The sequence below is a fragment of the Pseudocitrobacter cyperus genome (genome assembly GCF_039889165.1).
Classification (GTDB): Bacteria; Pseudomonadota; Gammaproteobacteria; order Enterobacterales; family Enterobacteriaceae; genus Pseudocitrobacter; species Pseudocitrobacter cyperus.
The window spans coordinates 656,275-668,531 of record NZ_JAYMYY010000001.1 but is presented as its reverse complement, the minus strand read 5'-3'; the positions used below and the strand labels follow the sequence as shown (position 1 = coordinate 668,531).

At 55.0% G+C, this 12,257-nt stretch carries 9 protein-coding genes; 5 read left to right on the top strand and 4 right to left on the bottom strand.

Going from position 1 to position 12,257, the window contains the following annotated elements:
- Positions 1-117: 117 nt before the first annotated feature.
- Entirely contained in the window at positions 118-3,645 is a 3,528-nt protein-coding gene (gene nifJ, locus VSR74_RS03255) for a pyruvate:ferredoxin (flavodoxin) oxidoreductase (RefSeq protein WP_347793370.1), read from the bottom strand.
- Between the two features lie 328 nt (positions 3,646-3,973).
- Between nifJ and VSR74_RS03250 the strand changes: the two genes are divergently transcribed.
- Positions 3,974-4,240, top strand: coding sequence for a putative hemolysin (locus VSR74_RS03250; protein WP_347793369.1), 267 nt, complete (start codon positions 3,974-3,976; stop codon positions 4,238-4,240).
- 5 nt (positions 4,241-4,245) lie between these two features.
- Here VSR74_RS03250 and hslJ read toward each other — a convergent pair whose 3' ends face one another.
- Together hslJ and VSR74_RS03240 are read right to left on the bottom strand one after the other, a co-directional pair.
- Positions 4,246-4,686, bottom strand: a complete 441-nt coding sequence (hslJ, locus tag VSR74_RS03245) for a heat shock protein HslJ (protein WP_347793368.1) — start codon at positions 4,684-4,686, stop codon at positions 4,246-4,248.
- A gap of 128 nt (positions 4,687-4,814) precedes the next feature.
- The gene (locus tag VSR74_RS03240) at positions 4,815-5,804 is read right to left on the bottom strand and encodes a 2-hydroxyacid dehydrogenase (RefSeq protein ID WP_347793367.1); all 990 of its coding nucleotides are present in this window, start codon (positions 5,802-5,804) and stop codon (positions 4,815-4,817) included.
- A 351-nt stretch (positions 5,805-6,155) separates the two neighbouring features.
- Here VSR74_RS03240 and VSR74_RS03235 point away from each other — a divergent pair, with 351 nt between their 5' ends.
- Genes VSR74_RS03235 through VSR74_RS03225 form a run of 3 tightly spaced genes read left to right on the top strand, consistent with a single transcriptional unit; the run spans position 6,156 to position 9,317 of the window.
- Entirely contained in the window at positions 6,156-8,798 is a 2,643-nt protein-coding gene (locus tag VSR74_RS03235; protein WP_347793366.1) for a YdbH family protein, read from the top strand.
- Positions 8,795-8,986, top strand: a complete 192-nt coding sequence (locus tag VSR74_RS03230) for a YnbE family lipoprotein (protein WP_015964564.1) — start codon at positions 8,795-8,797, stop codon at positions 8,984-8,986. The genes VSR74_RS03235 and VSR74_RS03230 overlap by 4 nt, the downstream gene beginning before the upstream one ends.
- Positions 8,987-8,996: 10 nt before the next feature.
- Complete coding sequence (locus tag VSR74_RS03225) at positions 8,997-9,317, top strand: YdbL family probable chaperone protein (protein ID WP_411914224.1); 321 nt, start codon at positions 8,997-8,999, stop codon at positions 9,315-9,317.
- On the opposite strand, the gene feaR is transcribed toward VSR74_RS03225, so the two are convergent.
- Positions 9,318-10,223, bottom strand: coding sequence for a transcriptional regulator FeaR (feaR, locus tag VSR74_RS03220; RefSeq protein ID WP_347793364.1), 906 nt, complete (start codon positions 10,221-10,223; stop codon positions 9,318-9,320).
- A 235-nt stretch (positions 10,224-10,458) separates the two neighbouring features.
- Here feaR and VSR74_RS03215 point away from each other — a divergent pair, with 235 nt between their 5' ends.
- Positions 10,459-11,958, top strand: coding sequence for an aldehyde dehydrogenase family protein (locus VSR74_RS03215; RefSeq protein ID WP_347793363.1), 1,500 nt, complete (start codon positions 10,459-10,461; stop codon positions 11,956-11,958).
- Positions 11,959-12,257 lie beyond the last annotated feature (299 nt).

Here is a 12,257-nt window from a genome sequence, read left to right as displayed (position 1 = left end):
TATATGCCTTTATTGTCACACACCTGTTTTTATTGCCGTGTGTCCTTTTTATTTCCGTCTTATAAAAGACAAGCCCGAATATTCATTCGGGCTTTTTTTTATGCGTTGCGAAGAAACTTATTCTCCGGATGCGGGTTTTTCAGCCTTCCCGGCCAGCATGGCGAGGAAGTCATAGCGTTTTTGTAGATCCTCAGCCGCATCTTTCCAGAGCTGCTCTGCCACTTCCGGCTGCTGGGTATTGAGGCGGCGGAAGCGTTGCTCGTTCATCAATGTCTCATCCAGCGCGGCGGACGGTGGACGGGAATCCAGCATCAGCGGGATTTTCCCTTCATCGGCACGACGCGGGTCGAAGCGGAACAGCGGCCAGAAACCAGAAGCCGTTAACTGGCGCATCTGGTCGTGGCTGAGTGCGAGGTCATAGCCGTGCTCTTCACATGGGCTATAGGCAATAATCAGCGATGGCCCAGGATAAGATTCAGCCTCCTGAATCGCTTTCACCGTCTGGTTAAGCTGCGCTCCCAGGGAGATCTGCGCGACATAAACATGGCCGTACATCATCATGCTGACGCCGAGATCTTTTCGCGCTTTCCGTTTACCGTGTTCGCCAAATTTAGTCACCGCGCCCAGCGGGGTGGCTTTCGACGCCTGGCCGCCGGTGTTGGAGTAGCATTGCGTATCCAGCACCAGAATATTGACGTTTTCGGTCAGGCTCATGACATGATCCAGACCGCCGAAACCGATATCATAAGCCCAGCCGTCGCCGCCAATCAGCCAGACGGATTTCTCGACCAGCGCATCGGCATCGGTCAGTAACTCCTGTGCGCCCTCAACATGGGCAAGCGCCGCTCGCAGTTGTACGACCTGTTCACGGCGCACTTCCGGTGTCGCTTCGGTATGCAGCGCCTCATTCAGCTCAGCCGGAATATGTTGAGCAAAGCCATCAAGCAGACGCATCACGCGCTGGCGGTGTTGATCCACCGTCAGACGAAAGCCCAGCCCGAACTCAGCGTTATCTTCAAACAGCGAGTTTGCCCATGCCGGGCCGCGACCGTGAATATCGGTGGTATAGGGCGTCGAGGGCAGATTACCGCCGTAGATGGACGAACAACCTGTGGCGTTGGCAATCAACATTCGGTCGCCGTAAAGCTGGGTGAGCAGTTTAATGTAGGGTGTTTCACCGCAGCCGGAACATGCGCCAGAGTATTCGAACAGTGGCGTAATCAGTTGGGACGTTCGGATGTCGATACGTTCCAGTTTGCTGCGGTCGATTTCCGGAAGGTTGAGGAAGAAGTCATAGTTTACTTTTTCCTCTTCGACGTGTTCGAGGCGCGACATCATATTGATGGCTTTGATTTCCGGGTTCTGCCTGTCTTTGGCCGGGCACACTTCCACGCACAGATTACAGCCGGTGCAATCTTCCGGCGCCACCTGCAGGACATATTTCTGACCGCGCATATCGCGTGACTTCACATCCAGCGAGTGCAGGGAGGCCGGTGCATTTTCCATCTCCTCCGGGGAGACCACTTTGGCGCGGATAGCCGAGTGTGGGCAGGCTGCGACACAGTGGTTGCACTGCGTGCACAGCTCCTCTTTCCAGATGGGGATCTCTTCTGCGATATTGCGTTTTTCCCACTTCGTGGTGCCCATCGGCCAGGTGCCGTCCGGCGGCAGCGCGGAGACGGGCAGGGCATCGCCCAGGCCTGCCAGCATCGCGGCGGTAACGGTTTTCACGAAATCAGGCGCGGCGTCGGAAACCACCGGCGGCCGATTCGGGCTGCTGGCATTGACGGGTTCAAGCGGCACTTCGAACAGCGATTCACGGGCCAGCGCCAGCGCCTGCCAGTTGCGCTCAACGAGATCCTGGCCTTTGCTGCTGTAGCTTTTGGCGATGGCGCCCTGAAGTTCCATCTGCGCGCTATCACCAGGCAGAATCTGTGTCAGATGGAAGAAAGCCATCTGCATTACGGTGTTAATACGCGCCGCCAGGCCACATTCGCGGGCAATTTTCGCCGCGTTAATGACATAGAATCGCGCTTTTTTCTGGTTTAGCACCGCCTGAACTTCCTGCGGCAGGCGTCCCCATACTTCGTCCGCGTGATACGGCGTGTTAAGCAGGAAGATGCCGCCAGGCTTCAGGCGTTCAGCCATCTGGTACTTATCAATAAACTGGAGCTGATGGCAGCCGACGAAATCGGCCTGCGCGACCAGGTAAGCTGAACGAATCGGTTCCTCGCTGACGCGTAAATGCGAGACGGTCAGTCCGCCCGCTTTTTTGGAATCATAGACGAAATAACCCTGCGCAAACCACGGCGTGGAGTTACCGATGATCTTAATGTTGTTTTTGGTTGCTGAGACGCTGCCATCGCTACCGAGACCGTAGAAAAGAGCTTCCAGCTTCGCGCGTGACGGCAGGCTGTTTTCTGGCAATGCCAGCGACAGATTTGTAACGTCGTCATAAATACCGACGGTAAAGCGCGGTTTCGGTTTTGCCTGCTGAAGTTCACTGAAGATGGCCAGTACGCACTCGGGGCCAAACTCTTTTGAAGAGAGACCGTAGCGCCCGCCAATTACCCGCGGCAAGGTTTCGCGCTCGCCCTGGTTAAACGCTTCCGCCAGCGCGGTCATCACATCGAGATAAAGCGGTTCCGCCTGTGCGCCTGGCTCTTTGGTGCGGTCAAGCACGGCAACGCTGCGCGCGCTTTCGGGTAGCACCTGCAACAGATGCTGAGCCGAGAAGGGGCGATAGAGACGCACTTTCAGTACGCCGACTTTCTCGCCGCGCGTCAGCAGTTCATCGACGACCTCTTCGCAGGTGCCAATCGCGGAGCCCATTATCACAATGACGCGTTCGGCTTGCGGATGACCATAGTACTCGAACGGTTTGTATTCACGGCCGGTGGCATCAGCGAAGTCGCGCATGGTTTGCTCGACGTGCTCATAGACGGCGTCATACCATGGGTTGGTGGCTTCGCGAGACTGGAAATAGGTGTCCGGGTTAGCTGATGTACCGCGGATCACCGGATGTTCCGGGTTCAGCGCCCGGGCGCGATGCCCGGCAATCTCTTTTTCCGGCATCAGCGAGAGAATTGTGTCGTCGGCCAGCGGGACGATTTTGTTGATCTCGTGTGAGGTTCGGAAGCCATCGAAGAAATGAATAAACGGAATACGGCTTTTCAGCGTGGCGACATGGGAAATCAGCGCGAAGTCTTGCGCTTCCTGTACGCTACCGGCGCAGAGCATGGCGCAACCGGTCTGGCGAATCGCCATAACATCCGAGTGATCGCCAAAAATAGAGAGTGCGTGGGTGGCAACGGTACGCGCGGCGACGTGCAGAACAAACGGCGTTAACTGACCAGCCAGCTTGTACAGTGTTGGGATCATCAACAGCAGCCCCTGCGATGATGTGAAAGAGGTCGACAGCGCACCGGTTTGCAGTGCGCCATGCACTGTACCGATCGCTCCGGCTTCTGACTGCATCTCTACCACGCGAGGGGTATCGCCCCAAACGTTCTTCAGGCCATTACCCGCCCAGTCATCCGCCTGTTCAGCCATCGTGGAACTGGGGGTAATTGGGTATATCGCGATAACTTCGCTGGTGCGAAACGCAACGCTTGCTACTGCGCCATTACCATCAATTGTGATCATCGAGAACACCTTACATTGCGCAAAAATATACTCGTGGGCGATAACCCTCCGAGCCTGGTAAGCATCATTCTGTTCGCCGCGAATCGGAAATAATTCCACGGCGTTCCTGGGGATGATTTCCTGTAAAGTCTAGCAAACGTCAGGCTGAATCATTTTTGCTTTTGTGTCCTTGATCGCAGTGATTTCCCGACATCAGATGATTCTGGTCATAAAAATTGACAGAAAATGTTTCTGTGGCGCATAAATGCGCATTCCGTCTCTCGACGAGAAGGGCTGTGATGCCTATTATGCATAGGTTTGCTAATTATTTTGCTACGGAGAGAGAGACATGCGAGCAGCGTTTTTCGTTGGTTGTGCCGCATTATTATTATCGGCGTGCAGCAGTGAGCCCGTTCAACAGGCAACTGCCGCGCACGTCACGCCAGGAATGAGAGCCGCGATGTCCAGTTCAGGGCAGGCGAATTGCGCCATGATTGGCGGGGCACTCTCTGTGGCCAGGCAGCTCGACGGTTCCAGTATTGGCATGTGCGCATTACCGAACGGTAAGCGGTGCAGCGAGCAATCTCTCGCCGTCGGAAGCTGTGGAAGCTACTAACCGGGTTAATTAACCAGGTCGGAAAGTTTATAAACCAGCGTGTGTTGCGCCGTGGCCAGCGTCAATTGTGACTCGGTTAAATCGATCTGCGCCCCTTCAGAAAGCATGGTGCTGAGGGTTTGATCCAGTTCATTTAACTGAGGATCGGTGCAAAGTTTGCGGGTCATTGCCAGCTCTTTGACCTTCAGCGCGCCATCGGAAACGCGGCCTGTGCCATTAAAGCGGTTACACATGTTGCCGGAAACGTGCAGGTGGTGAATGATTGAGGTCTGCTGACCGAAACTCAGTTCCAGCGGCGTTTTGCTTTGTGTTAATGCTTTCCCATCGACGCTTTCAAGCACAAAACGATGGTGCTGGAGCTGTTCTGCGCCAGTGGAAACCTTGCTGTTGTAGACACAGCCTGCCAGCAGTGCAATAGCTGCTAACAGGTAGACCTTTCTTTTCATTTATCGCCCCAGAAATTATTCATTTGATCAATGATTTTGAATTGTAACTGTACAGTGAAGAAGGTCTGTGGGGATTATCTGAAAGTGCTTCTGCGGGTAGCTTTGGGCGCCACCCGCAGACCGTAAGTTTACGCCAGCGCGTTCGGGCAATCTGCGCCGCTGTTAATCTGACGCAGGTTTTCCAGGGTCGTTTCAGAAATGCTGGTCAGCGCTTCAGCGGTCAGGAACGCCTGGTGGCCGGTAAACAGCACGTTGTGGCAGGCGGAGAGGCGACGGAACACGTCATCCTGAATCACGTCGTTAGATTTATCTTCAAAGAACAGGTCGCGTTCGTTCTCGTACACGTCCATCCCCAGCGAGCCAATCTTCTGAGTTTTCAGCGCATCAATTGCGGCCTGAGAATCAATCAGCGCACCACGGCTGGTATTAACGATCATCACGCCATCTTTCATCTGGGCAAACGCATCAGCATTCAGCAGATGATAGTTTTCAGGAGTCAACGGGCAGTGCAGGGAGATAACGTCGGACTGTGAGAACAGCGTCGGCAGGTCGACATACTCAACGCCGAGATCAAGCGCTGCCGCGCTCGGGTAGGGGTCGAACGCCAGCAAACGCATGCCAAAACCTTTCAGGATACGCAGCGCCGCAATACCGATTTTCCCGGTACCAATCACCCCGGCGGTTTTGCCATACATGGTGAATCCGGTCAGACCTTCCAGCGAGAAGTTAGCATCACGGGTACGTTGATACGCGCGGTGAATACGGCGGTTCAGCGTCATCATCATGCCGATGGCGTGTTCGGCGACGGCTTCCGGCGAATAGGCTGGAACGCGCACTACGCGCAGGCCAAGCTCTTTAGCCGCATCGAGATCGACGTTGTTAAAGCCCGCACAGCGCAGAGCGATGTACTTGACGCCATTTTTCTTCAACTCTTCCAGCACCGGGCGGCTGCCGTCATCATTGACGAAAATACACACCGCTTCGCAGCCGTGGGCGGTTTTGGCGGTTTTTTCCGTCAACAGAAAGTCGAAAAATTCAAGCTCAAAGCCATAGGCCTCATTTACATTTTGCAGGTACTTTTTGTCGTACTGCTTTGTGCTATAAACGGCGATTTTCATAAGACTTTTCTCCGGTGATTATGAAGCCAGATTAGCATGGCTAAAATTATCTTACAAATTATAAAAAATAGTTTAAATATAAAGTCATAGAGAAGATCCTGAAGGTCAGTATAAGACCTTTATCACTCTCTGTACCGCGGAATGGTTTTCTGATTTTCGACTTGATTTAAAGCCACATAATGAGTGTTAACGGATATAGGGGCGATGTGATGAGAATCAACTTAATCTCTGCCGTTTCGCCTGGACGCGCTATGCTTTAGGAGTGCGTTTGCTTTATCTCGCAGGTCTGCCATGACACAATACCCGCCTTACACGGCTTTACGCTTGATAAATCTGGATATTAATTGACCCATGAAGGGTAAATACCGAGCCGCTTTAGCGATACTTTTACTGATAATTCTCCTGCCGTTAACGCTGGTCATGACGCTGGGTTACTGGGTGCCTACGCTGGTGGGCATCTGGCTGCCAGCCGGAACCCGAATTGCTTTCGAACAAAGCCCGAAACTGACCCGTTCAGGGTTGCAGATCCCCGATCTCCGCTATTTTGCCGGGGATTGCGCGCTGGCCCGACTGGATAATCTCTCGCTCTCGCATCCCAGCCGCTGGCTGTTACATGCCGGTAGCGTCAATATTGACTCCGCCTGTTTCAGTAAACTGCCGCAATCGGATGCTGTGCCTGGGGCGCCGCGCACGCTTGCAGAGTGGCAGTCGATGCTGCCTAATACCTGGCTTACCATTGATAACCTGCGATTTGCGCCGTGGGAAAAGTGGCAGGGTAAACTGACGCTCTCACTGACTCCCCAGCGTCAGGACATCCGCTACGCAGGGCCGGACGCGAAGCTAAGTGCGCGTCTTGAGGGGCAATCCCTGACCGTCAGCGAATTTGAAGCGCAGGTGCTGGATGATGAACCGCCGCTGAAGCTGGTGGGGCAATTTACTCTGCCGCTGGTGCCGGATGGGTTGCCGGTCAAAGGCCACGCGGAATCCGTATTCCAGCTTCCGCAGGTACCGTCGCTGGTGGATGCAGAGCTCAACTGGACAGGGAATCAGGGGCAATTGCTGGTCATGGCGCGAGGGGTGCCTGACCCGTTGCTTGACCTTCCCTGGACCGTGACGAAACAGCAGCTCACCCTCAGCGATGGGCGCTGGAACTGGCCATTCCAGGAGGGGATTCCGTTGAGCGGTCGTCTTGGGCTGAAAGTGGACGACTGGCAAAAAGGGCTGGAGCAGATGCAAATCAGCGGCCGCCTGAACGTGCTGACGTCGGGCGAGGCAGGAAAGGGGAACGCCGTGCTGACTATCGGCCCGGGTAAACTTAGCATGGACAACAGCGACATGCCGCTTCAGCTAACCGGTGAAGCGAAACAGGATGATTTAATTCTTTATGCTGTGCTGCCGGCGCACTTAAGAGGCATGTTAACTGACCCCACCTTGACCTTCCAGCCCGGTGCCTTGCTGCGTTCCCGCGGGAGAATTATAGATTCTCTGAATATTGATGACATCCGCTGGCCGCTGGCGGGGGTTAAAATTTCACGCCAGGGTGTGGATGGTCGTTTGCAGGCGATCCTGCGCGCCCATGAAGAAGAGGCGGGTGATTTCGTCTTACACCTGGATGGCAAAGCCGAAAACTTTATGCCGGACAAAGGCACCTGGGCGTGGCGTTACTGGGGGGATGGACACTTCGCACCGATGCAGGCGCGATGGGATGTGAAGGGCGCCGGGATGTGGCGCGACAGCGCTATCGTGCTTAACACGCTCTCCACCGGATTCGATAAATTGCAGTATGGCACCATGAAAATGGCGAATCCGCGCCTGGTGCTGGAGGAACCGATCCACTGGGATCGCGACGCGCAGCATCCTTCCTTTAAAGGCGCACTCTCGCTGGATGCGGCGGAAACCACCTTTACCGGAGGCAGTGTTCTGCCACCGTCGACCTTCAAATTTAGCGTTGATGGGCGCGACCCGACCTTCTTCCAGTTTAAGGGCGACCTGCGTGCGCAGGCGATTGGCCCTATCCAGCTAAACGGCCGCTGGGACGGTGAGCGCCTGCGCGGGCAGGCGTGGTGGCCAAAACAGTCATTGACGGTCTTTCAGCCGCTCGTTCCGCCGGATCTTAAAATGGCGCTGCGTGACGGCGAGCTTTACGCACAGGTCGCTTTTTCCGCCGCTGCCGGACAAGGTTTTGAAGCGGGCGGCCACGGTGTGCTGAAGGGCGGTAGCGCGTGGATGCCGGATAACGAGGTCAATGGCGTCGATTTCGTACTGCCATTCCGCTTTAAAGAGGGCGTGTGGGATCTGGGAACACGTCATCCGGTGTCGCTGCGTATTGCTGAAATCGTCAATCAGGTGACAGCGAAAAACGTCACTGCCGATCTGCAGGGAACCTGGCCGTGGAGCGAATCCTCCCCGCTGCAACTAAGCAACGTCAGCGTCGATATTCTGGGCGGCAAGCTGACCATGCAGCAACTGCGTATGCCGCAGCATGATCCGGCGCTACTGCGTTTGCAAAATATCTCAACCAGCGAACTTATCGGCGCGGTGAATCCAAAACAGTTCGCCATGTCCGGTGCGGTGAACGGCGCATTGCCGCTGTGGCTCAATAATGACAAATGGATTATCAAAGATGGCTGGTTGAATAACCCAGGCCCTATGACGTTGCGTGTGGATAAAGACACGGCGGATGCGATTGTGGAAGACAACATCGCTGCCGGGGCGGCGATTAACTGGCTGCGCTATATGGAAATTTCCCGCTCGTGGACGAAAATCAATTTAGATAACCTCGGGATGTTAACCCTGGAAGCCACCATCAGCGGCACCAGTCGTGTTGATGGCAAAAGTAATACGGTGCATTTAAATTACACGCACCAGGAAAACGTTTTTGATTTGTGGCGAAGCCTGCGCTTTGGCGACAATCTTCAGTCATGGCTTGAGCAACACGCGACGATTCCGCTTTCGCGGTGTGATAGCGGCAAGGAATGTAAGGAGCAACAATGAAAATCACTATCGCCATGCTGGGCTTGCTGGCAACCACGCTGCTGTCAGGCTGTACGCCACGCATTGAAGTGGCCGCGCCAAAGGAGCCAATCACCATCAATATGAACGTGAAAATTGAGCACGAGATCCACATCAAGGTCGATAAAGATGTGGAGAATCTGCTGAAATCCCGTAGCGATCTGTTCTGAGGTCAGGATGATGAAAAAACGTATCGTGGGATTGCTGGCGCTGGGGCTTTTTAGCGTGCAGACGATGGCGCTTACCCTGAATGAGGCTCGCCAGCAAGGGCGCGTCGGCGAGACGCAAAACGGCTATATTGCTGCCTTAAAGCAGGATAAAGAGACGGCGGCGCTGGTGCAGAATATTAATCAGGCGCGCAGCCAGAGCTATCAGCAACTGGCGGAAACGAACAATATTCCGGTGAATGAAGTGGCAAAACTGGCGGGTAAAAAGCTTATCGCCAAAGCCCAGCCCGGCGAGTATGTTCAGGGGATTAACGGCAAGTGGGTTCGCAAATAATCAGCGGCACTTGCGGCGGTACTCGCCTGGCGTCAGGCCGAAACGCTGCTTAAAGGCCGTTGAAAAATGGCTCTGGTCGGTGAAACCCCAGCTAAAACCAATCCCGGCCAGCTTTTCATCTTCCCCCGCATGGCGAATCGCCTCGGCGCAAAAATCGAGGCGACGGTTGCGAATATATTGCGCCACCACCAGCCCTTTATCAGCAAACATACGGTACAGGCTGCGCACCGACATTCCCGTTTCTCCGGCGATCCACTCCGGGCGCAGCGTCTCTTCACGAATATTATCGTCAATCAACGTCACCACTTTCTGAAACTGGCGCTCACGGCGCGGCGGCGCAGAATCGCGTTGATGCAGCACCGGACGCAGAAGACAGACCATCGCCTGAAGTGCCGCTTCGCTTTCGCTCTCGGACATGGCGGTATTATTCATGCTTTCCTGTAACAGACTATGGCTCAGTTGCACCATCGGAAGGCTGCCCGCCAGCCGCTCGGCGCAGCCAATTTTCTGATGGGGAAAGTGCTGCTCCAGCAAGGTGCGCGGCAGCAATAACGAGATTTGTCGGGAATCCTGCTGCCAGTAGAGTGAACAGGGGCGGGATGCATCAATCAGCGTCATATCGCCCGCGCCAATCACCACCTGGCGAGCATCCTGCTCCATCATTGCCTGGCCGCTAAGCTGAAACACCGTATAAAACCACGCGTCATCACCGCCTCTAATTTCCCTCGAGGTGCGAAACAGATTTGCCCCCCGGGTCGTGACGGTGCTGAGTTTTAACCCCCTGGCGTAACTGGTTTCCAGTTCACCAACAAAATCGTCCGTCAGTGGCTGCCCGGCAAAGTTGCCGCAGACCTGGTTTATCTGGTTCAGCCACTGTTCAAAATGGTGATTCACTATGGGAGTCATGGCTCTTTATCGCTCTGCTATAGGTTTTATTAGTGTTGCATTTATGTTGCATTAAACGAAGCTAATGACGCTGACTATAGGAAAGAAGTCTCACCCGGCATAGAGGGAAGGCGGATTATTGTCGCTATTTGCGGAGCCTGTCACAGAGGGAAAAGCGATTGTCACAGGGAAAAAAGCGCTCTCGTCACAGAGTGCATAGACTGTCATCACGATGGGTAAATAATAAGGAAAAATGATGTCAGAGGCGCAAGTAGCGGTACTTAACAACGTACAACAATTTCTCGACCGCCAGCACGGTCTCTGGATCGATGGCCGTCAGCAACCGTCGCAGAGCGACAAGCGGCTGACGATTTATGATCCGGCAACCGGGCGGGCTATCTCCTCTACGGCGGATGCGAACGAAGCGGATGTGGATCAGGCGGTGATGTCGGCCTGGAAAGCGTTTGTTTCACGCGTGTGGGCCGGACGTTTACCGGCGGAGAGGGAACGCATTTTGCTGCGTTTCGCCGACCTGGTGGAACAGCACAGCGAAGAGCTGGCGCAACTGGAGACCCTGGAGCAGGGCAAATCAATCGCCATTTCCCGCGCGTTTGAAGTGGGTTGCACACTGAACTGGATGCGTTACACGGCCGGGCTGACGACCAAAATCGCCGGTAAAACGCTGGATCTCTCCATTCCGCTGCCCCAGGGCGCGCGCTACCAGGCGTGGACGCGCAAAGAACCTGTCGGCGTGGTGGCGGGCGTGGTGCCGTGGAACTTCCCGCTGATGATCGGCATGTGGAAGGTGATGCCCGCGCTGGCGGCGGGTTGCTCTATTGTTATTAAACCGTCGGAAACCACACCGCTGACCATGCTACGCGTGGCAGAACTGGCTGTGGAAGCGGGAGTTCCGGAAGGCGTATTTAACGTCGTCACCGGTTCCGGCGCGGTCTGCGGCGCGGCGTTAACCTCTCATCCACAGGTGGCGAAAGTGAGCTTTACGGGTTCAACTGCCACAGGGAAACAAATCGCCCGCAGCGCAGCCGATCGTTTAACCCGCGTCACGCTGGAACTGGGCGGTAAAAACCCGGCGATTGTGCTGAAAGACGCCAATCCGGAGTGGGTGATTGAAGGCCTGATGACCGGGAGCTTCCTCAACCAGGGCCAGGTGTGCGCCGCCAGCTCGCGTATTTATATCGAAGCGCCGCTGTTTGACACACTGGTCGATGGTTTTGAGCAGGCGGTGAAATCATTACAGGTCGGGCCGGGCATGTCACCGTCGGCGCACATCAACCCGCTGGTCTCGCGCCTGCATTGCGACAAAGTGCTCTCATTCCTTGATGATGCCGAGGCGCACAATGCTGAGCTGATCCGTGGTGCGAATGGCCCGACGGGCGACGGTTATTATGTTGCGCCGACGCTTGTGATTAACCCGGATGCGAAGCTGCGCTTAACCCGCGAAGAGGTCTTTGGCCCGGTGGTGAACCTGGTGCGCGTCGCCGATGGCGAAGAAGCGCTGCGCCTGGCGAATGACACCGAATACGGCCTGACCGCCAGTGTCTGGACACAAAATCTGTCGCAGGCGCTGGAATATAGTGACCGCTTAGAGGCGGGGACTGTGTGGGTCAACAGCCACACTTTAATTGACGCTAACCTGCCATTTGGCGGCATGAAGCAGTCGGGCACCGGGCGCGACTTCGGGCCAGACTGGCTGGACGGCTGGTGTGAAACAAAGTCGGTGTGCGTAAGGTATTAATCCCCGTTTTACGCCCGGTGGCGTCTGCGCCGGGCTCACAGGCAGCAGCCTTGCCCCTTCACCGCCCAGTAAAAGGCTTTACCGCTTTTCATATATCGCCTGGCAAATCTCACCGCCCGTATATGGGCCAGGATAACTCATCCAACTGTTGAGTTGGCTGGCGTATTATTCAGGAATTTCATCCGTAATAAAGGTTGAAGCGATGAGAGGATAATTATTTAGTGCAATTATAATTCGCGATGAAATATATGCTTTATTGATGGTGGTTATAAAATGGTAATAAATAATATCCTGCCAGT

Bases quoted from the DNA above. Each gene is read 5' to 3' on its own strand.
- VSR74_RS03230 (WP_015964564.1), top strand. From the start codon at position 8,795: ATGAAAATCACTATCGCCATGCTGGGCTTGCTGGCAACCACGCTGCTG.
- nifJ (WP_347793370.1), bottom strand. From the start codon at position 3,645: ATGATCACAATTGATGGTAATGGCGCAGTAGCAAGCGTTGCGTTTCGC.
- feaR (WP_347793364.1), bottom strand. From the start codon at position 10,223: ATGACTCCCATAGTGAATCACCATTTTGAACAGTGGCTGAACCAGATA.
- VSR74_RS03225 (WP_411914224.1), top strand. From the start codon at position 8,997: ATGAAAAAACGTATCGTGGGATTGCTGGCGCTGGGGCTTTTTAGCGTG.
- VSR74_RS03215 (WP_347793363.1), top strand. From the start codon at position 10,459: ATGTCAGAGGCGCAAGTAGCGGTACTTAACAACGTACAACAATTTCTC.
- VSR74_RS03235 (WP_347793366.1), top strand. From the start codon at position 6,156: ATGAAGGGTAAATACCGAGCCGCTTTAGCGATACTTTTACTGATAATT.
- hslJ (WP_347793368.1), bottom strand. From the start codon at position 4,686: ATGAAAAGAAAGGTCTACCTGTTAGCAGCTATTGCACTGCTGGCAGGC.
- VSR74_RS03240 (WP_347793367.1), bottom strand. From the start codon at position 5,804: ATGAAAATCGCCGTTTATAGCACAAAGCAGTACGACAAAAAGTACCTG.
- VSR74_RS03250 (WP_347793369.1), top strand. From the start codon at position 3,974: ATGCGAGCAGCGTTTTTCGTTGGTTGTGCCGCATTATTATTATCGGCG.